The 23,581-nt window shown below is 60.6% G+C and carries 25 protein-coding genes; 14 read left to right on the forward strand and 11 right to left on the reverse strand.

Translation table 11 applies throughout. From position 1 onward, the window contains the following. The first annotated feature begins 147 nt into the window (after positions 1 to 147). On the forward strand, positions 148 to 549 hold the full coding sequence (locus F6A13_RS00745) for an MbcA/ParS/Xre antitoxin family protein (protein WP_113526169.1): 402 nt from the start codon (positions 148 to 150) through the stop codon (positions 547 to 549). Further along, a complete protein-coding gene (locus F6A13_RS00750) occupies positions 533 to 1,291 on the forward strand; it encodes an RES family NAD+ phosphorylase (RefSeq protein WP_225981891.1) in 759 nt (252 codons plus the stop codon). Before F6A13_RS00745 ends, F6A13_RS00750 begins: the two co-directional genes overlap by 17 nt. 57 nt (positions 1,292 to 1,348) lie before the next feature. On the opposite strand, the gene F6A13_RS00755 is transcribed toward F6A13_RS00750, so the two are convergent. From F6A13_RS00755 to F6A13_RS00770, 4 genes are all read right to left on the reverse strand, one after another. Next, positions 1,349 to 1,522 (reverse strand): PCP reductase family protein, encoded by a 174-nt coding sequence (locus F6A13_RS00755; RefSeq protein WP_113526170.1) that lies wholly within the window; start codon positions 1,520 to 1,522, stop codon positions 1,349 to 1,351. A gap of 110 nt (positions 1,523 to 1,632) precedes the next feature. After that, a complete protein-coding gene (locus F6A13_RS00760; RefSeq protein ID WP_126604634.1) occupies positions 1,633 to 2,061 on the reverse strand; it encodes a hypothetical protein in 429 nt (142 codons plus the stop codon). 2 nt (positions 2,062 to 2,063) lie between these two features. Then, entirely contained in the window at positions 2,064 to 2,495 is a 432-nt protein-coding gene (locus F6A13_RS00765) for a hypothetical protein (protein ID WP_151527996.1), read from the reverse strand. Between the two features lie 146 nt (positions 2,496 to 2,641). Then, a complete protein-coding gene (locus F6A13_RS00770; protein ID WP_151527997.1) occupies positions 2,642 to 4,834 on the reverse strand; it encodes an FAD-dependent oxidoreductase in 2,193 nt (730 codons plus the stop codon). 183 nt (positions 4,835 to 5,017) lie between these two features. Here F6A13_RS00770 and F6A13_RS00775 point away from each other — a divergent pair, with 183 nt between their 5' ends. Next, complete coding sequence (locus F6A13_RS00775) at positions 5,018 to 5,464, forward strand: isochorismatase family protein (RefSeq protein ID WP_113526174.1); 447 nt, start codon at positions 5,018 to 5,020, stop codon at positions 5,462 to 5,464. A 6-nt stretch (positions 5,465 to 5,470) separates the two neighbouring features. On the opposite strand, the gene F6A13_RS00780 is transcribed toward F6A13_RS00775, so the two are convergent. The 6 genes from F6A13_RS00780 to F6A13_RS00805 all read right to left on the reverse strand — a co-directional run bounded on the left by F6A13_RS00780 (position 5,471) and on the right by F6A13_RS00805 (position 11,892). Continuing rightward, positions 5,471 to 6,556, reverse strand: coding sequence for an HlyD family secretion protein (locus F6A13_RS00780; RefSeq protein ID WP_151527998.1), 1,086 nt, complete (start codon positions 6,554 to 6,556; stop codon positions 5,471 to 5,473). Further along, complete coding sequence (locus F6A13_RS00785) at positions 6,546 to 7,238, reverse strand: ABC transporter ATP-binding protein (protein ID WP_126604630.1); 693 nt, start codon at positions 7,236 to 7,238, stop codon at positions 6,546 to 6,548. The genes F6A13_RS00780 and F6A13_RS00785 overlap by 11 nt, the downstream gene beginning before the upstream one ends. A 1-nt stretch (position 7,239) precedes the next feature. Then, complete coding sequence (locus F6A13_RS00790) at positions 7,240 to 8,376, reverse strand: ABC transporter permease (protein ID WP_151527999.1); 1,137 nt, start codon at positions 8,374 to 8,376, stop codon at positions 7,240 to 7,242. A gap of 155 nt (positions 8,377 to 8,531) precedes the next feature. Continuing rightward, positions 8,532 to 9,797 (reverse strand): NRAMP family divalent metal transporter, encoded by a 1,266-nt coding sequence (locus tag F6A13_RS00795; protein ID WP_151528000.1) that lies wholly within the window; start codon positions 9,795 to 9,797, stop codon positions 8,532 to 8,534. Positions 9,798 to 9,883: 86 nt separating this feature from the next. Further along, complete coding sequence (locus tag F6A13_RS00800; RefSeq protein ID WP_151528001.1) at positions 9,884 to 11,185, reverse strand: ATP-binding protein; 1,302 nt, start codon at positions 11,183 to 11,185, stop codon at positions 9,884 to 9,886. A gap of 2 nt (positions 11,186 to 11,187) precedes the next feature. Beyond that, a complete protein-coding gene (locus tag F6A13_RS00805; RefSeq protein WP_113526180.1) occupies positions 11,188 to 11,892 on the reverse strand; it encodes a response regulator in 705 nt (234 codons plus the stop codon). Between the two features lie 226 nt (positions 11,893 to 12,118). Between F6A13_RS00805 and F6A13_RS00810 the strand changes: the two genes are divergently transcribed. The 10 genes from F6A13_RS00810 to F6A13_RS00860 all read left to right on the forward strand — a co-directional run bounded on the left by F6A13_RS00810 (position 12,119) and on the right by F6A13_RS00860 (position 22,536). Beyond that, a complete protein-coding gene (locus F6A13_RS00810; RefSeq protein ID WP_151528002.1) occupies positions 12,119 to 13,678 on the forward strand; it encodes an efflux transporter outer membrane subunit in 1,560 nt (519 codons plus the stop codon). Beyond that, on the forward strand, positions 13,675 to 14,757 hold the full coding sequence (locus F6A13_RS00815) for an efflux RND transporter periplasmic adaptor subunit (protein WP_151528003.1): 1,083 nt from the start codon (positions 13,675 to 13,677) through the stop codon (positions 14,755 to 14,757). The genes F6A13_RS00810 and F6A13_RS00815 overlap by 4 nt, the downstream gene beginning before the upstream one ends. Before the next feature lie 8 nt (positions 14,758 to 14,765). Next, positions 14,766 to 17,915 carry an efflux RND transporter permease subunit gene (locus tag F6A13_RS00820; protein ID WP_225981892.1) on the forward strand — a complete coding sequence of 1,050 codons (3,150 nt, stop codon included), beginning with the start codon at positions 14,766 to 14,768 and terminating at the stop codon, positions 17,913 to 17,915. A gap of 13 nt (positions 17,916 to 17,928) precedes the next feature. After that, positions 17,929 to 18,465: a DUF924 family protein gene (locus F6A13_RS00825; protein WP_126604625.1), complete on the forward strand. Its 537-nt coding sequence runs from the start codon at positions 17,929 to 17,931 to the stop codon at positions 18,463 to 18,465. A 108-nt stretch (positions 18,466 to 18,573) separates the two neighbouring features. Continuing rightward, complete coding sequence (locus tag F6A13_RS00830) at positions 18,574 to 18,828, forward strand: tetratricopeptide repeat protein (RefSeq protein ID WP_225982033.1); 255 nt, start codon at positions 18,574 to 18,576, stop codon at positions 18,826 to 18,828. Positions 18,829 to 19,067: 239 nt separating this feature from the next. Beyond that, a complete protein-coding gene (locus F6A13_RS00840; RefSeq protein WP_151528004.1) occupies positions 19,068 to 19,763 on the forward strand; it encodes a Crp/Fnr family transcriptional regulator in 696 nt (231 codons plus the stop codon). A gap of 89 nt (positions 19,764 to 19,852) precedes the next feature. Next, entirely contained in the window at positions 19,853 to 20,059 is a 207-nt protein-coding gene (locus F6A13_RS00845) for a DUF2892 domain-containing protein (protein WP_113526185.1), read from the forward strand. A 101-nt stretch (positions 20,060 to 20,160) separates the two neighbouring features. Then, entirely contained in the window at positions 20,161 to 21,009 is an 849-nt protein-coding gene (locus tag F6A13_RS00850; protein ID WP_215886247.1) for a ferritin-like domain-containing protein, read from the forward strand. After that, positions 21,002 to 22,009 (forward strand): tRNA (adenosine(37)-N6)-threonylcarbamoyltransferase complex transferase subunit TsaD, encoded by a 1,008-nt coding sequence (gene tsaD, locus F6A13_RS00855; RefSeq protein ID WP_151528005.1) that lies wholly within the window; start codon positions 21,002 to 21,004, stop codon positions 22,007 to 22,009. The genes F6A13_RS00850 and tsaD overlap by 8 nt, the downstream gene beginning before the upstream one ends. Beyond that, a complete protein-coding gene (locus F6A13_RS00860) occupies positions 22,009 to 22,536 on the forward strand; it encodes a tetratricopeptide repeat protein (protein WP_113526187.1) in 528 nt (175 codons plus the stop codon). Before tsaD ends, F6A13_RS00860 begins: the two co-directional genes overlap by 1 nt. A gap of 6 nt (positions 22,537 to 22,542) precedes the next feature. Here F6A13_RS00860 and plsY read toward each other — a convergent pair whose 3' ends face one another. After that, the gene (plsY, locus tag F6A13_RS00865; RefSeq protein WP_113526188.1) at positions 22,543 to 23,139 is read right to left on the reverse strand and encodes a glycerol-3-phosphate 1-O-acyltransferase PlsY; all 597 of its coding nucleotides are present in this window, start codon (positions 23,137 to 23,139) and stop codon (positions 22,543 to 22,545) included. A gap of 72 nt (positions 23,140 to 23,211) precedes the next feature. Here plsY and folB point away from each other — a divergent pair, with 72 nt between their 5' ends. Further along, the gene (gene folB / locus F6A13_RS00870) at positions 23,212 to 23,571 is read left to right on the forward strand and encodes a dihydroneopterin aldolase (RefSeq protein WP_113526378.1); all 360 of its coding nucleotides are present in this window, start codon (positions 23,212 to 23,214) and stop codon (positions 23,569 to 23,571) included. Positions 23,572 to 23,581: the final 10 nt, after the last annotated feature.

The following is a 23,581-nucleotide window of genomic DNA, read 5'->3' on the forward strand; positions in this document are numbered from 1 at the left end:
TCTCATCCTTTGCGACCGTAGAACAACGCGACAGGCCGAGCTCCGCGGTCCTCTGTGTCCCGCCCTCTACAAGATGCCGTTCTCTAAAAGCTGGTTGCAAAAGCAACATAAATTGTTATAATTGTTTCATGGCATAGGAGGCGCACCATGACTCAAGCAGCGGTCACGACAGACAAAGAAAGCAAAGTCCATGACCGGTCCGTCCTGGCAAAAATGCTGATGAAGGTTTTCGACCTCTGGATGGTGGTGAATGAAGATCAGCTTGCCTTGCTGGGTTTGGCTGCCGACAATCGTGCCGCCCTCAGTCGGTACCGCAAAGGCGAACCCCTGGGCGCAAACAGGGATCTGCTGGAGCGTGCTGGCCATTTACTCGCCATACATAAAAATCTGCGATTGCTTTTTCCGCATGATAGGGACCTGGCTTATCAATGGATGACTACGCGTAACCGCGCGTTCGATTATCGAACCCCCGTGGAAGTGGTCCGCGAGTGGGGATTCACCGGATTGTTGATGGTGCGGGCCTATCTGGACCATGCCCGGGGCGAATGATTTGGTGGAGTCATTCTTTGACGGTCTGACGCTGGCTGACACGCACCAGACGCTGATTCGCAACATCATCAGTTTGCGGGTGTCGGAGGATCTGTTTAACGATCTTTCGGACAACCCGGAAGACTGGCTCGTGGCGCAGCGGTACGAAACAGCCGCCAAGCCGCACCACTATGTTTCCCAGACGCCTGCCATTGACCGGCCATTCGAGGAATCTGGATGGTTTGCAGCCATCTGGTTCCCATTTAAAAACTGGACGGCAAGCCGATACAGTGATGGTTCCTTTGGCGTTTGGTATGGCGCGGACACGGTGGAAACGTCCGTTTATGAGACGGTGCATCACTGGAAGGCACGGCTGTTACGCGATGCCGGATTTGAGCAGATGGTAATTTCTGGAAACCGGGAAAGCATTACCGTGGATCGTTTGTTATATGGGGTCCGTTGTGACGCCGCGTTGGTGGACCTGCGCCCACGTGTCGCCGATTACCCGGCGCTGGTTGATCCGGAGAGCTATCATTTTACGCAGCCTATGGGCGCTCGACTGAAGGCGGAGGGGCACCCCGGGCTGATTACTCTCTCCGCACGATGTGTCGGGGACGTGTATGCCGTGCTTAACCCCGATGTGTTATCCAACCCCAAAATCCAGTCTTATCTGACTTACCGTCTTACCAGACATGGGGTGCAGGTGAGTAATGGGTCCCGCGCTCCGCAAGGGGCGAACGAAGCGTGGATGTGTGTCACCTGATTCCACGGTCCGGCGAATGCCGCCCAGATCGCGTGCGCCACACCCGACGCCCTGACGCTAACCCATCAGTTTCCCTTTGTTGGCATCGAGAAACGCGGCGGTGACTTTCGATTCGCCCGCTTCCCTGGCGGCCTTCTCGATTTTGGCCTTGGCCATGTTGCGCACGAAAGAAGGCATCTTCTCCATGCGTTGCAGTGCGTCTTCGTCCCAGGGCAGCGTCTGTTCACTCATTCGTCGACTCCTTCATCAGGTAGGTACAGGTAGGGAATTGCGCTTGCGCGCACAGGTATTAAGGATATTATCAAGCAGTCTGCACAGCAAGACACGACGCGCCTGTGACCTCAGGAAAACCAACGCAGGAATGCCGCGGCGGTGAGTGCCGTGACGCCCAGGCCAAAATCGACACCCAGAACCCGGCGCTGCCCTGCGCCCGACCATCCACTTTCAAAGCCCAGGTAAGTCATTCCGAGGATGATACCCGCAACGGCACACGCCATCTTGAGGAACAGTGCCGTCAGGGCGATCCCGTGAATGTCGGGCAAACGGCCATCATAGACATAGCTGGTAATCCCGAAAAGGGCGCCGGTTACCCCCTGGTTAACCCATCCCAAGGTGATTACCCACACCAGCGTTCTCTGCATGCCGGGAGAACGGCGCGCCAGCAGCAGCGCCGCAGCCCCGCCGCCGACGATGGCCACCGCCCCCAGATTGTGCAGCGCCTGAATGCAGGCATAGAGCAGAAGTTGGGTGCTGAAGAAGAAGCCCGACATGGCTACTTGACCGTAACCAAAATGCACCGGTTGACCCCGATGAGGACGTGCGCCACCGTGGCCTCCTTGATGCAGATGTCATGGGTACCGGGCGCCAATGTGCCCAAGGAAAAGGTCCCTTTCAGTTCATGGCTTAATCCGGCCATGTGGTTGTCGACATAGAAGTGGATGTGATTGCCGTTAGGGGCCAGGGTGACATCGTAGGACAGGACCACGGGGACCCCGGCAGCGATCTCGGCGCCATTGGCGGGGGCGAGGATCTGGATATGCTTCAGTCCGGAAGGCGTGGTGCCCTTGGCTTGGGGCATTTTTCCAACGGCGTTGCCGTTCATGGCGAGCTGCAAGGGGGGACTGGCGGCAGCTCCGAGCGAAACCATCATCGGGCATAGCGACACAGCGGCGACCAACAGGATACGGCGGATATCGGGGATCATAAGGCACCTCCAGTGTATGGCCGGACACTACTCCTGCTTGGAGTATAGTAGATGGGAAAGAGAATGCTTCCGCCGTGGTCCGCAATGGCCACCGAACGTGCTGCACTGCGCCTGGCCCATGCGATTTTTCATCGGGATGGGCCCGTTCAGGGCCGTTCGGTGGTCTTTATGACAGGATTTTCTGCCAGAGACGCCTCGTTTCCGGTGATCAGGCGGGTGCCCCGTTTGAAGGTGAGATAGGCCCAGAACCAGTTGAACATCACCGAGATGCGGTTGCGCAAACCCACTAGAAGGGCTACATGAATCAGGCCCCATAGCCACCAGGCCGGTGCGCCGCTCACGTTGACGCCGTTGAAGCTTGCCACTGCAGCTTTCCTGCCGATGGTGGCGAGGCTGCCCATGTGGCGGTATGCAAATGGCGGTTGTTCCGACTGTCCTTGTAGTTTTCGGCGAATCGTTCTTGCCACGTAGACCCCGCCCTGCTTCGCCGCCGGTGCCAGGCCGGGCACCGGTTTTCCCTTCCAGGCATTGGCCAGCGCGGTGTCACCGATGACAAACACGTTCGGCAGACCGGCTACCGAGAGGTCCGGTTCGACTTTCACCCGTCCGCTGCGGTCGGCTTCAGCGTTGAGCCATCGCGCCGCCGGGGATGCCACGACCCCCGCCGCCCACAATACCGTGCGAGACGCCAGGCGTTCGCCGTTGATGCGCACTCCCTCCTGATCAATGTGCTCTACCCTGCTTTCCAGCATGACCTCGACGCCCAGCCGTTCGAGCGAGCGTTGCGCCCTTTCTGATAATACTCCAGGAAAAGTCGGCAGGATGCGCGCAGCAGACTGGATCAGAACCACGCGTGCACTGGCCGGGTCGAAATAGTGGAACTCCTTCTCCATGCCGTGGCACACCAGTTCGGCAATATCGCCTGCCAGTTCGACCCCTGTTGGTCCGCCGCCCACAATCACGAAGGTGAGCAGGCCCAGACGCTCGGCGGGATCTTCGGCAGATTCTGCCTGCTCAAAGGCGGAGAGTATCCGTCGCCGTATTTCTACCGCATCGTCGATGGTCTTCAATCCCGGCGCATGAGGCTCCCACTCGTTCCGCCCGAAATAGCTGTGGGATGCGCCCGTGGCAAGCACCAGGTAATCGTATGACAGACGTCGTTTGCCGATCAACACCGCCCGTTGCGTGGTATCGACCCCGGTCACCTGACCCAGCAGCACCTGCACGTTGAGGTGATCGCAAAACAGGCTGCGCACCGTAGCGGCGATATCGGCAGGGGAAAGCGAAGCCGTGGCGACCTGATATAACAAGGGCTGAAACAAGTGGTAGTTATGGCGATCGATCAGGGTCACCCGCACCGGCGTTTTGGTCAACCGCGCCGCGCATGCCAGTCCACCGAAGCCGGCGCCCACGATCACCACGTGCGGCGCACCCTCCGGCGGACATGCCTGCCTGCCGCTGATTTGCAGGAGGATAGACGAAATCCATTTGTCGAGCGACAGATCGCCCGGTCCATACAGGCCAACCAGTGCCAGCGTCATCATGAAATAGACATCCGCCGGATCAGCCGCGCCGGCTGCATGCATCCCGGCAACGGCCAGCATAAGCAGTAGTGCGGCGGGGCGGGCGGCCAGACCGAAAGTGACGAGCAGCGCGCCTACCAGCGCCAGCGTGGGCGCCGGGGCAAAGTGGGCCAGCGACTTTTCCGGAAGCAGTTTTATCAGCCCGACGGGTATCGAGGTTTCCGTACTTGCCGCCAGCAGTGCCAACCCCAGCCACAGACGGATAAGCAATTGATAGTACGGCCTGAGATATCGCGTAATTGCGCCTGCCAGGCGAGTCAGCGCCGTGGCGAAGGGCAGCGCGGTATCCCCCAATCCTCGGGCGAGGAGATGGTCCAGCGACAGCGGCCCCGCACCACATATCACGAACCACCCGAACAGCACCGCCGAGTACAGGTTGATATCCAGAGCGAGGTAGTTGAACTGGACCACCAGCACGAGAATGAGCATGTACAGCGCGGCCCACCGGGTTGCCAACCCCAGCGCGAGCAACAGCGGGATGATCATCTGTATCGCGGCGCCCAGATAGGTGGGGCTGAGCGGCTCCACCCACGGCACGGGATATGCCGCACCCGACAGGTAGGGCTCGATGCTCAGGCCGAAAATCCTTAATACGCCCGACACAAAAAAGACCTTCGCTAGCCACAGGCGGATCAGGAGGTCCACCACAGGCCCGCCCGAATGCTCCAGCAAGCGGTAGGTGGCAGCGAGGGCGCCTGTCGGAGCCGGCAGCCACCGGGTGGCGAGGTCGCGGAGGCTTCGCTCTGCCCTGTTCAATCTACCGGTCCGCAATAGCCGTAGGTTTGCCGACGCATTGCAGGTAGTCTGGACGCTTGAAGCAACAGCAATATGCCTTATCCATTAAATATTCCATATGATACATAAGTTGGTATTATAGGCGGTGGGGTACATCATGGGAACGACTTGTGCTGTAATACCCAGACGGATAAGGAGCGCGTTATGCCGCAAAGCAGCGGATTGTTGGTCATTGATCTTCAGTTTGGATTTTCCCCCAAGCCGGACCTGGTGGACCGTATCAGGGATGCGACGCAGGATTATGCGGTTGTCGTGGCCACCCGTTTCTGCAATCCGCCCGACAGCCTGTTCCGAACCCGCATGAACGACGGCAACGATGGCGGTGCGGTGATCGACGTGGGGCATGCGGTGGTGATCGATAAGCCGGGTTATGGATTGAATCACGCGGCGATAACCGTCTTGCGTGAGTTTACGGGAATCACCGAATGGGGGCTGGTCGGTAGCCGGACGGGCGCCTGCATCATGGCCTGTGGGTTTTCCCTGTGGGACGCGGGGATACCGTTTCACGTCATTCGCGATCTGTGTGCTTCTGAAAAGGGATCCATGTGCGAAGCGGTCAGCACGGTCCTGCAACAAAAATTTGGCGTGTGACCACCGCTATTTCTTGCCTATATACACATCCACCAGTTCGCCGGGAAACAGGTTCATGTGTGCCGGAATCTTGAACTTGAAGAGAATCGGCAGCACCCGTACGTCCACTTTTTCGGTTCTTTGATCGGACAGTTCGATCTTCGGCGTCACGTAGGGCTGTATCCGCACAAACTGCAGCGGCACGCTGACATTGCTGAGTCCGCGAATGAACATTTTCGCGGTAATGTCTGCGGGGGCCGGAAGCCGTGGCACCAGTATTTCATCCAGATAGGCGCGGACCTGCAGATAGCCGGTCTTTCTGCCCATCACCACGACCGGATTCATCCCCTGCGTATAGGTGCCGTAGACTCCCTGGGGCGACGCGTAGCTGCCGACGGCGGCGCCGATGCGCAGGACATCGCCGGTGACCGGCGCCCGCACGACATATTCCCGCAACAGGGCGTTGCTGGACGCATAGGTTTTTTGTGCCGCGTCATATATGGCTTGTTGATTCCGGATATCGTAACGCCAGGCGCCGGCCCTGGTCAGCGCATACTGCGCCTGTGCCACTTTAAGATTGTTCCGGGCAATCAGGACCGAGTTTTGCACGTTCTCCAGGGCTAGTTTGCTCACTGCCTGGGGATCGATGGCCCTTTCCCTTTGGGTGATTTCCAGTTGTGCCTGCTGGTATTTCAGGCTGGCTCGGGCATATTCGACCTGTTTTTCGGCAATGGTCAGGGTCTCTTTGCGGGGTTCCGCTTTCAGTTCCTGTAACAGGGCCAGGGCGGCCTGGGCCTGGGCCTTGTTCTGGGCCACCAGTTCCTTTTGCACGGAGTCATCGATGGCGAAGAGCAGCGTTCCCTTCGCCACCGTCTGCCCCTCCTGGACGAAGATGCCGGTCACCCTACCGGATACCTGGGGGTAGATGTTGATGTTTTCGCCATCGGCCGCGTAACTCTCGATGATGCCGTTGGCGAATATTCCGTTGACGTAGGGGTTGTAGTTGGTGGCCAGCGGGGGTTGCGGCGGCGTTTGCCGGCTGTATATGTAGGCGCTGACCAGGCCGATGAGGATGCCGACGATGGCGAGCCCGAATAGTATCTTATTTCTCATGGTCCGCTCCTGCCCCAGGAACGATCCGGCCATCCTCCATGCGGATGATCCGCGTCGCGTATTCATAGATTCTGCTGTCGTGAGTCACGATGATGATCGCACGTTGCGTATTCAAAATATGCTCCTTGACGAAGGCGACGATTTTCCTGCCGGTGTCCCCATCCAGGGAAGCGGTAGGCTCATCGAAAATCAGCAGGTCCGGTTGGGCAACGATGGCGCGGGCGATGGCGACCCGTTGCTGCTCGCCCCCGCTTAGTTTGTAGGGCGGCAGGCTTTCTTTTTCCGCCAGACCGACGATCTGCAACGTTTTGCGCGCCGCCGCCAGACTCTTGTCCCAGGGCTCGCGCCGGAGAATCAGCGGAATGGCCACATTTTCCAGGGTGGTCAGGCGAGGAAAGAGATGGTAATCCTGAAAAACGAAACCGATGGTCTGCAGGCGAAAGCCGGCCAGTGCGTCACTGCCCAGCTTCCAGATATCCGTATCCTTCACCACCACATCGCCGTCATCGGGGCGCAGGATGCCGGAGATGATGCTCAACAGCGTGGTCTTGCCGGAGCCGGAGGGGCCGACGATATAGAGCATCTCGCCGAAGTCCACCGCGAAGCTGACATCGCGCAGCGCGTAGGCCTGATTCGGCGCTTCGCCAAAGGATTTGGTGATATCCCGCGCGGTCAGGATCATGCTAACCCCGGAAGACGTCAAAGGGGTCGATGCGGATGACCTTGCGAATGCCGATATAGCTTGAAAAGGCGGAAATGATCAGAACCATGATCAGGGCCAGAAACAGGTTTTCGTAAGTGACCATGGCGGCGTAGTTGGCGATCTTCATTTTCCCAATGGCGATCATGGTGGAGGACAAGAGCACACCGAAACCAAAACCCAGAAAACCCACGACCAGCGACTGAAAGACGATCATCTGGATCAGTTCGCCGCTTTTGGCGCCGATGGCCTTGAGCGCACCGAAGTGCTCCAGATTGTCCAGAACGAACATGTAAAAGGTCTCTCCGGCGATGGATAGTCCGACGAGAAAACTGATCAGGGTCATGATCAGGATGTTGGTGCCCATCCCGGTCTGAAATTCATAGAACCGGTCGTTGCGAGTGATGAATTGCTGATCGGTCAAGGCCAGATAGCCCAGTTGCTTTACCTGCTGCTCGATGGCGGCGATATCCCGAGTGCTCTTCGGCTGCACCAGGAGGTAGGAAATCAGGTAGCGGGTGGAGGGCAGGTCCTGGGTGGCGCGGTTGTAGGTGGTATACAGGGTCGGCAAACCGAACAGGCCGGACACCGGGGTGTGGGCCAGGGCCACGACAACCGCGCGATGATCATTGATCTCAAAGCTGGTGCCTATTTTTGGGCTGCCCAGTTTGGCGTAGTTGGCGTCCTTGACCATGATGAAGGCGTTGTTCTTGTAAATATCCAGAATATTGCCGGAGATGATCGTCGGTCGGCCGAACAGGCTGGCGTCGTCCAGACCGATGATGGTGGCGGACTGATAGGTGCCGTCGTTGAGCTTGACGAGGCCAGCGCCGACATAAAAGGGCACCGCAAACTTTACGCCGGGTATGCTGCGCACCGCGTCCAGCACGTAGTTGGGCATGGGGATACTGTTTTGCGGGGTTTGGACGGCGGGATCCATCACCCACATCCTGGCGCCCACATTCACGATGTTGGACGCGGATTGATAGAGGATGCCGGAGAACATGGAGGTCATCTGCATCATCAGAAAGACGGAGAAGGTGATGCCGATGACCAGGGTGGCGAATTTGCCTTTGTCGTTGAGCAGCAGTTTCAGGGCGATACGGAGCAGGCCGTTCATGGCTGAATGCCTTTTGGTGCGTTGCCCCTGTGCGTGACGCTGATCGCACCCATATTTCTTCAACCTCCGCCTGATTCCAGACAACCCCGATCCTGCCGGCCCGCCAGGTAGAGATGACGATTCCTCGCAGCCATCATGTCACGATGTGCGATCTGCTACCAACCCGGAATGCTGGTCAATCCTCCGTAAACTCCCAACCCTCCCGCAAGAATCGTCACGAACAGCACCAGCCAGAGATAGGGGCCGCGCAAGCGGTGTTCGGCGGGCAGAGCCTTGACGGACAGGGCGACCAGAAAGCCCAGTACCAGGGGCAGGAGCAGCGCATTCATCACTTCGACACCGATGTCGAGGCTGACGAGATTTGGGATGGTGATCACTGCCGCGGCGCCAGCCACGATGATGGTGGTGTAGATCCCGTAAAACCAGGGCGCATCTTTGGGGTGATGCTCCAGCGAGTGGCGAAAGCCGGTGACTTCCCCCCAACCCCAGGCCCCGGCGAGGGAGGCGACGATGGCCGCCACCATACCTGCCCCAAGGATGCCCAGGGAAAACACAATCCGTCCCCAGGTGTTGCCGAGATAGGGAATGATGGCCTCCGAGAGCTGATGCACCGTATTGAGGGGTGCGTTGGGGTTGAGGCGGCCAATGGTGGCGGCTGTGGCGATCAGCACCGCCGCCATGATCGCCTGGGTAATGATCGCGCCGAACGCGGTATCCCAACGGGCATGGCGGTAATGTTCGGGGTGCAGACCCTTATCAGCCACTGCCGACTGCTGGTAGAACACCATCCACGGCATGATGACGGCACCGATATTGGCGGCGACCAGCATCATGTAGTGGTCGTTGGTGATGGGGGCGTGCAGCAGGCCATCCAGGATTTCATGAATGCTGGGATGGCTAGCCCAGGCGATACCAAAAAAAACCAGCTCAAAGAGGCCCATGATCAGGGCGATGCGTTCGACGCGTCGATACGAACCGGTCCAGACGATGGTCAGCAGGGTGGCTGCGGCCAGGGCAACCCCGACCCAGCGCGGCAAGCCATAGAGATGGCTGACGCCCGCGACTCCTGAAAATTCCGTCAGCAAGGCGCCGGTGGTGGCAACACTGAGACCGGCGACGGAGAGATAGGCCCAGCCTTTCCCGAAGGTTTCGCTAATCAGTTCGCCGTGGCCTTTACCCGTAAAAATGCCGAGACGGACCGTCAGCTCCTGCACAATGTAGAGAATAGGCATGAGGACGAATTGCAGGAGCAGCAGCTTGAAGCCCCATTGTGCGCCACTCTGGGCGGCGGTGATGATGCTGCCCACATCCGTATCGGCGAGCATGACCACCAGACCGGGGCCCAGTACCGCCAGGAAGATACCCCAGCGCGAGCGATGGGCCGGGGATTGGATATTGCGGGCAGCGGGCGCAGCAGACATGGAATGATCCGTATTTTTGGTGGTAGACGAGAATGATTCCCGTTTATTGATGCCTTGTCAAGCATCGGGCCGTCTGAAAAATACCCCTAAAAGGAGGTTGTGGCCAGCCTCGGCGCGACCGTTCCATGGTCGGGAAATGCAAGCTTCGCGATGAGCCCGCCGGTTCGGGCGTTGGCGAAACGCAGCGTGCCGCCGTGCAGAGCCATGATACGCTGGCAGATGCGCAGGCCGATGCCGGAACCGTGCCCGGACTGACGGGGCAGCGTGCCGCTGTTCATCGCTTCTATATCCCGTTCAGGCACGCCGGGGCCGTGGTCGCGCAGACAGATTTCGGTGCTGTCCGGGTGGCGGATGATCTGGATGTCCAGACGCCCGCCACCATACCGTCTGGTGTTGTCGAACAGGATGCGGAACACTCTTTCCAGCGCCAAAGGACGGCAGCGCAGGGGCGGCAAGACGGCCGCCTCGACGGTATGTTCTACCTGTACCTCCAGGCCGTAGCGTTCGCGACCTGTTTCGGCCATTTCCATCACCCAGTCGGCCACCTCTACCCGGATGACTTTTTCCTCGTCTCCGCTGCGTACCAGGGTCAGAAACTTGTCGATGGTTTCGTCCATTTCACTGACGTCCACCAGCATGGCCGCTTTCCCGGCCAGTAGATCGGGGTCCTGAAGATGCAGGGTCAGCAACAGACGCGACAGGGGCGTCCGCAGTTCATGGGAAATGCCGGTGAGCAGCAGGGTGCGTTCTTCGTGCAGGCGGTGCAAATCCTTGGCCATGCTGGTGATGGCCTGTTCCAGGTGGCGTACTTCCAGGGGGCCTCCAATGGGTGTGAGAGACTCCGGCATGTCGCCTCGGCCGATGCGCGGCGCTTCCGCCGCCAGCCGGGCCAAGGGGCGATTGATCTGGCGAACGATGATCCAGGCGCCGAGCAGGGTGCAAAGGGCGATGATCCCGAGGCGTATGAACATGAAGCCCCGGCCGCCGAAATTCATGGGGGAAACGCGCAGACCCAGCCAGGGCTGGTGATAGTCCCCGCGAATCCACATCCAGGTGGTATGGGCATCGGCGGGGCCGACCCGGAGTGCCGCGCCGGGGGCAATCCGAGCCAGATAACGGGCGCTTTGGCGCAAAAAATAGTTGTTGGCGGGGGTGCCGGGCAAAACCTGAGGTGATCGCCACTGCAGGGTACCGATGGCGGTGTGATCGGCGCCGGCTGCAATCAGGGCGTGGTCAGTCTGCCAGAGAAATTCCGCAAAGCGTTCGGCTGCGGGATTCAGCACGTACTGATGAAACAGGACATAGACGGCGCCCTGGGTCCCCAGCAGTAAAACCGCGAGCAGGAGCAGCGTCCGACCCAGAGTGCTGCGCGGCCAGAAACTCCGCATGCTCAGGGTTCCGCGACGAACAGGTAACCATGACCCCAAACCGTGCGGATGTGCCGGGGTTGGCCGGGGCTGCCGTCGAGCAGGCGGCGCAGGCGGGAGATCTGCATATCGATGCTGCGGTCATCGTTTTCGAGCTGACGGCCACGGGTCAGCCACATGAGTTTTTCGCGGGTCAGGGGCTGGCCTTCGTGTTGAATGAGGGTTGCGAGGGTCTGGAACTCGGCACTGGTGAGGGACAGGGCTTTTCCGTCACGCAGAATCTCCTGCCGGCTCATATCCACGCTAAAAGGACCACACTGAAAGGGGGCGGGCGCCATGCCGGATGGTCGGTTGGCCCCGCGGACCCGGCGCAGAATCGCCTGGATGCGGGCCACCAGTTCGCGGGGATGAAAGGGCTTGGCGAGGTAGTCGTCGGCGCCCATCTCCAGTCCCAGAATACGGTCCACTTCATCACCCCGCGCGGTGAGCATGAGGATGGGGACATCATGGTGCTGGCGCAGGCGCCGGCAGATTTGCAGGCCGTCTTCATGGGGCAGGCCCAGATCGAGGACGATCAGGTCCACGGGCGCTTCGGCAAGCAGACTTTCGATCTGCCGGCCATCGCTCATGCCTCGCACCCCAAAGCCAAAGCCCTGCAGGTGCGATTCCACCAGACCGCGCAGGCGCAGATCGTCGTCCACTACCAGAATCTGTTTCCGTGTATCCATGAGCACACTCTAACCTGTTGTTCCCGGACGGACCAACATGAATTGTAACAAGACCTTTCGGTGCGCCACAAAGTGACACTCTGTTACGTTTCAGTCCCTCTATGGCAGAGATTGTTACAGGCATCCCCGTTACCATTTGATCGGTTGCGATGACGGTATCGCAGTCTCTGTTTGCGCTTCTGGCGCGTATCCATCTTGCGGTTGATCGAGTGAACGAGGGTTTTGCATGAAAAACGCCAGGTATCCGCATGGCCACAGGCGGCAGAAGGCGGGGCGATCCGCCCCGGGCATGGCCCGGCTGGGCGTCTTGCTCGGGATGGTCGCTGCGGCCGGCTGCGCGGTGGGGCCGCAGCCGGGTGCGCCCAATGTGCCGGCGCCGGCGGCCTATAATGCGCATCCCCTGGACTTGCATGGCGGGCCGCAGCGGATTCGGTGGACGCAGCAGGAATCTCAGGCCTGGTGGTCGCTCTTTCATTCGTCCGCCCTGAACGGCTACATCCGGCAGGCCATGCAGGCCAACCCGGATCTGCAGGCGGCGCGAATGGCCCTGGCGCGCGAGCAATCCCTGATCGCCGTAGCGCAGGGCGGACTGCTGCCCAGTGTCGGTGCCGGTGCCGGAATCGGTCGTGGACGGGCACAGCGCACCGGCGCGAATGGCGGGGCGAGCTACCGCATTCCCGGTAACCTCTATAGTCTGCTGCTGGGCACCATAAACGTCAGCTACAACCCCGACGTGTTTGGTCGCCAGAAGGATCTGGTACATGCGGCCAGGGCGCGGGCGGCAGTCAGTCGCGCCAGTCTGCATCAAAGCGAAGTCTTTCTGGCGGCGGCGGTGAGCCGGGCGGTAATCAACGGTGCTGCGGCACAGGCCCAGCTCGATGCCGCCCGGCAGATCGCCACGGCCGATGACCGTCTGTTGCACCTGCTGCAGCAGGAATATCAGTTGGGTTATCAGAATCTGCAAAGCGTGGATCAACAGGAGGCCATCACCGCGGCGGCGCAGGCGCGCATTGCTCCCTTGCAGGCCGATGTGGCGGTGGCCCGCCATGGGCTGGCAGCTTTGCTGGGCCAGTCTCCCGATACGGATCTGCCCATGCCGACACTCGCCAGTCTGCAATTGCCGTCCAGCCTGCCCACCACCCTGCCTTCGGCTCTGGCCGCGCAGCGCCCGGATATCCAGGCCGCAGCGGCGGAGCTGAAAGTGGCGGCGGCACAGGCCGATGTGGCCACCGCTGATCTGTATCCCCAGTTCAATATCACCGCCGACATCGGTAAGGCGGCCATGACCGGGGGGATGTTCTTCAACCCGATTTCGACCCTCTGGTCCCTGGGGGCGGGGATCGCGGCACCGATTTATAATGGCGGCGCCCTCCATGCCCAACGTCGCGCGGCGCTCGACCAGTACAAAGCGGTCAGCGATCAGTATCGCGGCACCGTACTCAATGCCTTTCGTGAAGTGGCCGATGCCCTGCGGGCTTTGCAGGGCGCCGACACGTCTTATCAACATCGCCTGGCCGCACAGACTGCCGCCGGGGCCGCCCTGCGTCTGGCGGAGGCCCGCTACCGTGATGGCGCCACCGACTATGCTACGGTGCTCGATGCCGAAATCGCATATCAACAGGACACGGTCGCTGCCATCAGCGCCCGTAGTCAGCGTTATCTGGACAGCGTGGCGCTCTTTGTGGCGCTGGGCGACGGCTGGCAGCCTGAAGCCGGTGATGCCCGCCCGGCCAGCGACGCGCAACCCCATTCCGCCATTCACCAATCTCCGGGAGCCCCCGCATGAAGAAGGCCTTTTTCTTACTGGGTATCGTTGTCGTGCTGCTTTTTGGCGGCGTTTATGGCTGGTATCAATGGCGTCAGGGTCGGTTGCACACACGCTTGGCGGTGGCGGCCAATCCGGTGGTCACCGTTTCTGCCACGCGCGCGCAAAACGAGTCGATGGCGGGCGAGTTGACCGCCGTGGGCGAGATCGTGCCGCAACAGGGAGCGGTGCTCAGTCCCCAGACCGGGGGTGTGGTGCAGCATATCGGCTTTCACTCCGGTGCCACGGTGCAAAAGGGACAACTGCTCCTGTCTCTCGACCCCGGCGCTTTGCCCGGCCAGTTGCAGGCCGCCAAGGCCGAGGCCGCCCTTGCGCAGGTGGATTATCAGCGCGCCGAGAAGGTCTTTGCCATCCACGGCATCTCTACCGCTGCACTGGATAAGGCGCGTTATGGTGCCAGTGTGGCCCAGGCCCGGGTGACGGCCTTGCAGGAGTCTCTGGCGGATACGCAGATCCGTGCCCCATTCAGCGGGGTATTGGGCTTGCGTACCGTGAACATGGGGGAATATGTCCATGCGGGTATGCCGGTGGTGCATATCGAAAACCTGCAGACGCTCTACGCCGATTTCACGGTACCCCAGCGTGACGTGCGGGCGGTGCAGGCGGGCGCACCCATACAACTGGACGTGCATGACGGGATTGTCCTGCGCCATTACCGTGCCAAAGTGCAGGCAGTTTCCAGTCACGTGGATGCGCAAAACCGGGCAGTCAGCGTCCGCGCCCTCGTCGATGCGCCACGGGGCTTGAAGCCGGGCATGTTCGTTCGCGTCGTCCTGCAAAAGGAGGCACCCACGGCACGCCTGATGATTCCTACGGTGGCGGTGAGCTTCAATACCTATGGGGACTTTGTCTATGTGCTGACCCCGGGACCGGATCATACCCTGATCGCCAAAGAGCAGCCGGTGACCACGGGCCTGCAGCGCGGCAACCAGGTGGTGGTCCGTTCCGGCCTCAAGGCGGGTGACCTGGTGGTCACCGCGGGGCAGGTCAAACTGCACAGCGGCGACCATGTGCGTATCAATAACGCCGTGCACCTCTGAGGATCCCCATGCATTTCACCGAACCCTTTATCCGCCGCCCCATCCTCGCCATCTCCCTGAGCCTGGTGCTGTTTTTCTTCGGATTGCGTTCCCTCGGCCTGATGCCCATCACCGAATATCCGCCGACCAACAGCTCCATGATCACGGTGACCACCCATTACTTCGGGGCCACCCCGAAAACCGTCAATGCCTTTATTACGGCGCCACTGGAAAAAGCCGTCGGGCAAGCCCCCGGCATCAACTATATGACGGCGGTGAGTGAGGACGGCATCTCCATTCTCACCCTCTATATGCGCATGGGCGAAGATCCCAACGCGGCCTTGTCCCAGGTGCAGAGCAAGGTCAATACGGTCCTCAATCAGCTCCCCAAGGGGGTGATGCAGCCGGTGGTGCAGGAAATGTCCGGCTCCGGCGCCTACCTGATGTTGTTGAGCTACCATGGTAACGGCTTCAATCAGCAGCAGATCACCGACTATCTGACCCGGGTGGTGCAACCCGCCATCCAGTCCGTGCCGGGGGTGGGCCTGACTTCCATCCTGCCGCCGGGCACCGGACCCAACGGCAACACCTATGCCATGCGCGTCTGGCTCGACCCGCAGGAAATGTCCGTGCTCGGCATTACTCCGGAACAAATCAGTACCGCCCTGAAGCAGAACGACTTTGTCGCCGCGGTCGGGCGTCTGCGCGGTCAGTACACGGCGGTCTCCCTGAGTGCCAATACCGCCCTGCATAGCGCTGAGGAATTTCGCAATCTGGTGGTGGCGACAGTGCATGGGGTGCCGATTCGGCTGGGACAGGTGGCCAAAGTCTCCCTGGGCGCTCAGACTTATGACTCATCCGTCATGGTGGATGGCCAGCCGGCGGTCAATATCGGCATCCAGCAGGCTCCCGGCAGTAATGCCCTGAAGGTGTCCCAGGGTATTCAAAAGGTGATGGCCCAGTTGGACTCGACCATGCCGCCGGGCATGAAGGGCTACACCATTTACAATGGCGCGCAGTTCGTCAAAAGTTCTTTGCAGGAAGTGGAAGTCAATATCGCCCTCGCGCTGCTGGTGGTCATCCTGGTGATCTATTTCTTCATGGGCTCATGGCGGGCGCTGATCGTGCCGGTGCTCGCCATCCCGGTGGCAATGGTCGGCGCGGTCACCATCCTCCATGCCCTTGGTTACACGCTGAATTTGCTTACCTTGCTCGCCATGGTGCTGGCTATCGGGCTGGTGGTGGATGATGCCATCATCGTCGTCGAAAACGTCCACCGGCATATCGAAAATGGTGCCACGCCCCTGCACGCGGCGCTGCTCAGCGCCCGTGAACTGGCCAGCCCCATCCTGGTCATGGCGACGACGCTGGTGGCGGTTTTCGCCCCTATGGCCTTCATCGGCGGGTTGGTGGGGCATTTGTTCAGTGAATTTGCCTTTACCATTGTCGCCACGGTGCTGCTGTCCATGGTGGCCGCCCTGACCCTCGCCCCCATGCTCGCCTCGCGGGTCTTGAAGGCCGGGCACGAAGGGCGGATGGCGCATCTGGTGGATCAGGTTTTCGGACGGCTCAAGGCCTTCTATGGGCATGTCCTTCTTGCCAGTCTGCGGGTCTGGCCGGCCACCGTCACGCTGGCGCTGATTCTCACCGGGGGCATTTATTTTCTTTTCTCCATCAGCCAGAGCGAGCTGGCACCGCCCGCCAATCAGGGCATCGTCTATGTCAACGGCGTGGCCCAGCCGACGGCGACCCTGGAGTACATGAACGCCTATGACCGTTATCTGACCAAGACGGTTTTCAATAAAATCGACAGTCGCAGCCACAGCTTCGCGGTCAATGGGGTAGGTATCGGCGGCATGTTGCTGAACAACGAGGTGATGGCCGGTGTGGTGCTCAAACCCGAGCGCGGCAATGTCACCACTCAGCAGGTCAAAGAAAAAGTGCAGAAACTGGCCGAGCAGGTGCCGGGCATGAAACTCTCCGCCTTCGGCCTGCCGCCCTTGCCGGGAGCGGCGGTGGGGCTGCCGGTGCAGTTCGTGCTCACCAGTACCGGCGGCGGCTATCACCAATTGGATGCGGTCTCCGGCAAGCTGGTGCGGGAGGCCAGGGCCAGCGGCCTGTTCTCCTTCGTCTGCAAAAATCTGAAGTATAACAACCAGATACAGCAACTTCATATCAATCGTCAGATGGCTGCCTCCTTCGGCCTGAGTATGGCGGATATCGGGCAGAATCTGGAAACCCTGCTGGGCGGCAACTATGTCAATTATTTCGACATGGGTGGCCTCAGCTACCGCGTCGTGCCCCAGGTGCCACCCGCGTTGCGCGCCAATCCGGATTTCCTGAAGGCCTACACCATCAAGACGCCCTCCGGTGCGCAGGTGCCGCTGTCCACCTTTGTCTCCCTGAAGTCGCGACCGGCACCCACTTTCCTGCCGCAGTTCCAGCAGTTGCCCGCGGTCTTCATTCAGGCTAACCCGGCACCCGGGGTGTCTTTGGGCCAGGCCCTGCAATTCCTGCGGAACCATGCCCAGAAAATCCTGCCCGCCGGGGATCAGATCCACTATGCCGGCGTGTCTCGTCAGTACATGCATCAGGGTAGTGCCCTGGTGGTCACCTTCGGTTTTGCGCTGATGATGGTCCTGCTGCTGCTGGCGGCGCAGTTCAATAGCTTTCGCGACGCACTGGTGGTGCTCACCGCGGTGCCCGTCGCGCTCTTCGGCGCCCTGCTGCCCATTGCGCTGGGCGCCTCCAGCGTCAATATTTATTCCGAAGTGGGTATGGTCATGCTCATCGGGTTGATCGCCAAACAGGGCATTCTTATCGTGCAATTTGCCCGTGTCATGCAGGAGGAAAAGCATTTCGACCGGCGCCATGCGGTGGCGGAAGCGGCAATCCTGCGCCTACGCCCTATCCTCATGACGGTGGCGGCGATGATTGCCGGCGCCATACCCCTGCTCTTCGCCAGTGGCGGGAATGCCGATGCGCGGTTCTCCATGGGACTGGTCATTGTCAGCGGTCTGGGCTTCGGGTCGCTGGTTTCGCTCTTTGTGATTCCCGCGTTTTATGTGTGGTTCGGGCAGGTGGTACGGAAGCCGGAGAGCGATAAATATTGCATGAATCAACCCCTCGGCATCGAGGGGATGAAGGTGCAGAATAACAGGTCTGGAAAAGATGCATGAAGGACGAATCGCCATGTTTTCCGATGTCCTCGACTTCTGGTTTCACGAGATCGCACCGGCGCAGTGGTGGGCGGCCGATCCGGCGTTCGACGCGTTGATCCGCAGCCGCTTCGGCGCATTGCATGCGCAGGCGGTGCGCTGCGAGCTGTACGGCTGGCGCGACCGGCCCGAGGGTCGGCTGGCCGAAATCATCGTGCTCGACCAGTTCTCCCGGAACATGTTCCGCGGCGATCCGCGCGCCTTTGCCGCCGACACCCTGGCTCTCGCGCTGGCGCAGGAAGCGGTGGCCCGCGGTGCCGATCGGGCGCTGCCGGCCGACCAGCGCAAATTCGTCTATATGCCCTATATGCACAGCGAATCGCCGGCAATTCACGTCGTCGCCGAGCAACTGTTCAAGGCCAACGGCCTAGCGGACAACTACGACTACGAACTGCGGCACAAGGCCATCGTCGACCGCTTCGGGCGCTACCCGCATCGCAACGCCATTCTCGGCCGCGAATCGACCGACGAGGAACTTGCCTTTCTCGAACAGCCGGGGTCGAGTTTCTGAGCGCCCCAGGGCCTATGCCTTACTCCATTTCAGAGAGGCGACAACTACCCTGACACCGGGGGGTACCGCAAGGCGGCTGCCCAAGGTGATGCAGGTGCGGAGAACAATCTGGGTGTGGCCTATAATTATGGTAATGGGGTAGACAAAAATTTTTCACGCGCTGTGTACTGGTATCGTAAAGCTGCTGATCAGGGGAATTCCAGTGCCCAAACGAATCTGGGCGTTGCCTATTACCAGGGCGACGGAGTGAAAAGTAGCACCAAGGAGGCTCTACACTGGTGGACGAAGGCTGCCAAGCAGGGCGATGCGCGTGCACGTAGCTATTTGAATGTGGTAAAACTGACGTCACAGGGGGCTCAGTAACCTGAGCGGGAGTGTCGGAATTTCTATGTGTGAGGCGGTTTGGGACGTTTCCGCATGGGGTTCGTCAAGATTCATTCGGTGACGGCGATCAGGATGTCGGCAACGCTGCGTGTCTTGGGGTCGTTGAAGACCTTCATCCAGAACTTCGCGCATGGAACATACGCACATGTATACGCACGATGCCCACCAGCATCTCTACAATTTCCCGGTAGTTTCGGGAATCCGCCACAGCCATCCGCATGTTCCAGGCCTGCATCAGTTGCATAAGCATCATGCATAACTGGTTTCAGAATTTCCCTCTCCTTGCAAGGCTCGATGACGGTCCGGAAAAAAATCTGCTGATCACTGCACAACCCATAACCTGGGGATCGGGAGAAATCGTATTTCATGCAGGCGCGCCCTGCCATCAGTATTTATTGGTGCTGGAGGGACAAATCCGAGTGCAGCAAACTTCTGCGACGGGACGAGAAATCGTATTGTACCGCATCGGACCCGGAGAATCCTGCATTCTGACGACGGCTTGCCTGTTCAGCCATCGTCCTTATCCGGCCATGGGCATCACCGAATCTGCGGTTAAAGCCGTCAGCCTTTCTCAATCTGTTTTTGAGCGTCTCGTCGCGCAATCTAGCATTTTTCGGGAGTTTGTTTTCAACGCCTACGGAAACCGTTTGACTGATTTGCTCGCACTGGTTGAAGACGTCGTTTTTACCCGTCTGGATGTGCGGCTGGCAAAAAAACTGTTGGAGTTGGGAGGCGCTACGCCGTGCATCCACATCACCCATCAGGCATTGGCCACAGAACTCGGATCAGCCCGGGAGGTAATCAGTCGTGCTCTGAAAGAGTTTGAAATACGTGGCTGGATCCAGCGTAGTTCAGGACAGATCCAGATCATTCATCCTCAAGCGCTCCGTCAATTGGCGCATTCCGAATGTTGATCCCTGATTCATTGGGTGAGTAAGTCACAGACAAGCTGCCATAAACAGCCTACGATACAGTTCGGATGAGCACACAAAAGGAGTCCAAAATGTCTGTATCTTCGCTGTTTAACGAAGGCATGCCCGACCGGTTGATACGGGTCATTGTCGGGATTGTTGTCATTGCACTGGTGTTTGTCGGACCCAAAACCCCTTGGGGGTGGTTGGGGCTTGTTCCTTTAATCACCGGTCTGGTGGGTTGGTGCCCCGCATACACGCTCTTGGGTATCAGGACTTGTCCCTTGCGGAAATCATAACGTAGACAGTCCCGTTTCAGGAGGATGCCGGAAGCCCATATCGAGCGGTGTGTGCTATATTTTCATCCCTGCAAAAGGGCGGGAGCGGGTGTGATTGCGGCATGGATGAAATCAGCGGAAAGCATCAGGCAGGGTTTTGTGGCGGGGCAGGCGCGGCCTTTGATGCCATGGACCCTGACCAAAAAGTGGCTCTGGTGCGGGCTTTGCGCTGGCCGCTGTCGGCTTCAGCGGGCGCGCGGTCCTGTTCGACGACGCCGGGCCGTCCTGTCCGGCCACTGCTCGTGGACCCAAAAAATTTACCGCGGCGTCGCGCGCTGACCACTGCGACTGGTCGATTTGCCTTGCTCCATGCCCTCGCCCACATTGAATTCAATGCCATCAATCTGGCGCTGGACGCGATTTGTCGTTTCCCCGGTCTACCCGACGATTTCTATCGCGACTGGTTGCGGGTGGCGCAGGAAGAGGCGGAGCACTTTGTCCTGTTACGCGAGCAATTGCGACGCCTCGGTGGCGATTATGGCGATCTGCCCGCCCACGACGGTCTGTGGGAGATGGCCCTGGACACGGCGGCAGACCCACTGGTGCGCATGGCGCTGGTGCCGCGCGTCCTGGAAGCGCGGGGGCTGGATGTCACCCCGGCCATGCGCGAACGGTTGCTGGCCGCAGGGGATGCAGAAGCGGCCGCCGTGCTGGAGCGTATCGAACGCGATGAGCGCGGGCATGTGGCGGTGGGCAGCCGCTGGTTTCGCCATCTCTGTGCGCAACGCGGGCTGGAGCCGGACCGCACCTTCAAGACGCTTTTGCAGCAGCGTTACCGGGGACGGATTCAGGGGCCGCTGGCGCTGACGGCGCGGCGCGCGGCGGGCTTCTCGGAGCCGGAGCTGGACTGGTTGCAGAGCCGCATCGGACAACCCGCCGCCGCGCGGCCGGAGCAGGCGTGCCATGATTGAGCGGATACTGGGCATCGAAAGCTCCTGCGATGAGACCGGGCTTGCCCTCTATGACCGCCAGCATGGCCTGCTCGGCGAAGTGCTGTTCAGCCAGATTGCTCTGCACGCGCCCTACGGCGGTGTCGTGCCGGAACTGGCATCGCGGGACCATGTGCGCCGCCTGCCCTTGCTGCTCGACGAGTTGCTGGCGCAAACCGGTGGGCGGCGTCCTGACGCCATCGCCGTCACCGCCGGGCCGGGACTCATCGGTGCCCTGCTGGTGGGGGTGAATTTCGCCCGCGGCCTCGCCATGGGCTGGGATATCCCGGTGATCCCCGTGCATCATCTGGAAGGTCACCTGCTGGCGCCGCTGCTCAATGGGGTGGACCCCTTCCCGGCGGTGGCCCTGCTGGTTTCCGGTGGGCATACGATGCTGGTGGAAGTTCGGGGCATCGGCGACTATATTTTATTAGGGGAGACGCTGGACGACGCCGCCGGTGAAGCCTTCGACAAGGCGGCGAAGATGATGGGTCTCGGCTATCCCGGCGGGCCAGCGCTGGCCGCCCTGGCGGAGGGGGGAAATGCCCAGGCTTTTCGCCTGCCGCGGCCACTGCTGGACCGACCGGGACTGGACTTCAGCTTCAGCGGTCTGAAAACGGCCTTCCGCTTGGCCTCCATGCCCATCGCGCCCGACGACGGGCAAAAGCGGGGCGATCTGGCCGCCAGTTTCCAGGCGGCGGTGGTGGAGACGCTGTTCACGAAGTGCCAGCGCGCCCTGCGGCAGACCGGGCGGAGGTGTCTGATCGTGGCCGGCGGGGTCGGTGCCAATAGGGCGCTGCGAGCGGCCCTGAACGGCTTGGTGTCTGAAGGTGTCGAAGTCTTTATCGCCGATCTCGCGCACTGTACGGACAACGCGGCGATGATCGCCCTCGCCGGCGCCCTGCACACGGAGCGGGCTCAGGCAGCCACGGCGGACTTCCCGGTGCGGGCGCGCTGGTCCCTGACGGAGGAGGAAGCGTGATGAACGAACCATTTTCTCTGGATATGATCGTCGACGAGCTGGCGGCACAGGATGTCGACTTTCAGGAGGGCCTGGACTGGCAGCAGACGGATCATCCGCAGGAAGCGGCCATCGCCTTCCGGCGCGCACTGGAACATGGCCCGAAGAGTGCGGTGATCTGGACCTTCTACGCTTGGGCACTGTCTGCTTCCGACGACCCACACGGGGCCATCGCCGCCTGCCGCCGCGCCATCGCCTGCGATGCGGAGTGGGGGCAGGCGTGGAATGATCTCGGTGAATATCTGATGGACGCTGGCCGTGAAGACGAGGCACTCTTCGTGATCCGCCGCGCCCTGAAGGCCAAACGCTTCGACAGCCCGCATCTGGCGCAGATGAATCTGGCCCGCTACTACCTGCATAAAGGCAGCATGCGCCGTGCCCTGGCCGCAGCGCAGGAGGCGCAGCGGCTGGTTCCCGGGTTTCGCCCGGCGGCGCGACTGGCGGACTGGATCAGCGACCGGATGCAGGAGTGGAACATCCGGGATTGACCGGTCTTAGCGTCTTTTGAAGGGACGTTCGCTGCCATCCAGCAAACGGCGGATATTGCCGCGGTGCCGCCAGAGGATCAGCAGCGCCAGCACCAGAACGAGTAGTCGCATGCTCGTGGCGGCAGAGACCGCAAAGACGATGGGCACCGCGCCGACCGCCGCCAGCAGCGCCGCCAGTGATGAAACCCGCGTTACGGCGAACACCAGTATCCATATACCCAATATCGACAGGCCCAGCACCGGCAGGAGCGGCAGCAGAATACCCAGCGCCGTGGCCACCCCCTTGCCGCCGCGAAAACCAAAAAACACCGGATAGAGATGGCCAAGAAAGGTGGCGAGGGCCACGGCGGCCAGCGCCCAGTCCTCCAGCCCGAGCAGGCGGGCGATGACGATGGGGACGACGCCCTTGGTCAGGTCGCCGAGCAAAGTCAGCAAGGCGGCCTTTTTGCCACCGATGCGCAGGATATTGGTGGCGCCGGGATTGCCCGATCCGGACTGGCGCGGGTCCCCCAGACCCAGGGCGCGCGCCACCAGAATGGCGGTGGCTATGGAACCGACGGCATATCCCCCGCCGATCAGGGCAACATCCAGAAGAAGTGACATGCAGTGCTTTAGCCGGAAAATTGGTTATTATAGGCCGAGCTGCGGCGGATTGCCGCTTTTTTCGGGATAATCATGGATATTCTTTTTGTACGTGAACTGAAGGTGGACACCCGCATCGGCATTTACGACTGGGAACGTCAGGTCAAACAGACGGTGCTCATCGATCTGGATATTGCCGGGGATGCGGGGGCTGCGGCGCGAACCGACAAGGTGGAGAACACCATCAACTACCAGACCATCTGCCAGCGCCTGGTCGCCCATGTCGCCGCGTCAGAAGTGGAACTGGTGGAGACCCTGGCCGAGCAGATCGCGGACATCGTTCGCGGCGAGTTCGGCGCCGCCTGGGTGCAGGTGACGGTGCACAAACCCGCCGCCGTGCGCGGCACACGGGACGTGGGGGTGAGGATCGAACGGGGCAGTCGCCTGCCCTGAGCAACCAAAG

Origin of the sequence: Acidithiobacillus sp. 'AMD consortium', from assembly GCF_008926505.1 — a bacterium.
Lineage (GTDB): Bacteria > Pseudomonadota > Gammaproteobacteria > Acidithiobacillales > Acidithiobacillaceae > Acidithiobacillus > Acidithiobacillus ferridurans.

Coding starts and splice junctions, on each gene's coding strand:
- F6A13_RS00745 (WP_113526169.1), top strand. CDS start 148: ATGACTCAAGCAGCGGTCACGACAGACAAAGAAAGCAAAGTCCATGAC.
- F6A13_RS00750 (WP_225981891.1), top strand. CDS start 533: ATGCCCGGGGCGAATGATTTGGTGGAGTCATTCTTTGACGGTCTGACG.
- F6A13_RS00755 (WP_113526170.1), bottom strand. CDS start 1,522: ATGAGTGAACAGACGCTGCCCTGGGACGAAGACGCACTGCAACGCATG.
- F6A13_RS00760 (WP_126604634.1), bottom strand. CDS start 2,061: ATGTCGGGCTTCTTCTTCAGCACCCAACTTCTGCTCTATGCCTGCATT.
- F6A13_RS00765 (WP_151527996.1), bottom strand. CDS start 2,495: ATGATCCCCGATATCCGCCGTATCCTGTTGGTCGCCGCTGTGTCGCTA.
- F6A13_RS00775 (WP_113526174.1), top strand. CDS start 5,018: ATGCCGCAAAGCAGCGGATTGTTGGTCATTGATCTTCAGTTTGGATTT.
- F6A13_RS00780 (WP_151527998.1), bottom strand. CDS start 6,556: ATGAGAAATAAGATACTATTCGGGCTCGCCATCGTCGGCATCCTCATC.
- F6A13_RS00785 (WP_126604630.1), bottom strand. CDS start 7,238: ATGATCCTGACCGCGCGGGATATCACCAAATCCTTTGGCGAAGCGCCG.
- F6A13_RS00790 (WP_151527999.1), bottom strand. CDS start 8,376: ATGAACGGCCTGCTCCGTATCGCCCTGAAACTGCTGCTCAACGACAAA.
- F6A13_RS00795 (WP_151528000.1), bottom strand. CDS start 9,797: ATGTCTGCTGCGCCCGCTGCCCGCAATATCCAATCCCCGGCCCATCGC.
- F6A13_RS00800 (WP_151528001.1), bottom strand. CDS start 11,185: ATGCGGAGTTTCTGGCCGCGCAGCACTCTGGGTCGGACGCTGCTCCTG.
- F6A13_RS00805 (WP_113526180.1), bottom strand. CDS start 11,892: ATGGATACACGGAAACAGATTCTGGTAGTGGACGACGATCTGCGCCTG.
- F6A13_RS00810 (WP_151528002.1), top strand. CDS start 12,119: ATGAAAAACGCCAGGTATCCGCATGGCCACAGGCGGCAGAAGGCGGGG.
- F6A13_RS00815 (WP_151528003.1), top strand. CDS start 13,675: ATGAAGAAGGCCTTTTTCTTACTGGGTATCGTTGTCGTGCTGCTTTTT.
- F6A13_RS00820 (WP_225981892.1), top strand. CDS start 14,766: ATGCATTTCACCGAACCCTTTATCCGCCGCCCCATCCTCGCCATCTCC.
- F6A13_RS00825 (WP_126604625.1), top strand. CDS start 17,929: ATGTTTTCCGATGTCCTCGACTTCTGGTTTCACGAGATCGCACCGGCG.
- F6A13_RS00840 (WP_151528004.1), top strand. CDS start 19,068: ATGTTCCAGGCCTGCATCAGTTGCATAAGCATCATGCATAACTGGTTT.
- F6A13_RS00845 (WP_113526185.1), top strand. CDS start 19,853: ATGTCTGTATCTTCGCTGTTTAACGAAGGCATGCCCGACCGGTTGATA.
- F6A13_RS00850 (WP_215886247.1), top strand. CDS start 20,161: ATGGATGAAATCAGCGGAAAGCATCAGGCAGGGTTTTGTGGCGGGGCA.
- tsaD (WP_151528005.1), top strand. CDS start 21,002: ATGATTGAGCGGATACTGGGCATCGAAAGCTCCTGCGATGAGACCGGG.
- F6A13_RS00860 (WP_113526187.1), top strand. CDS start 22,009: ATGAACGAACCATTTTCTCTGGATATGATCGTCGACGAGCTGGCGGCA.
- plsY (WP_113526188.1), bottom strand. CDS start 23,139: ATGTCACTTCTTCTGGATGTTGCCCTGATCGGCGGGGGATATGCCGTC.
- folB (WP_113526378.1), top strand. CDS start 23,212: ATGGATATTCTTTTTGTACGTGAACTGAAGGTGGACACCCGCATCGGC.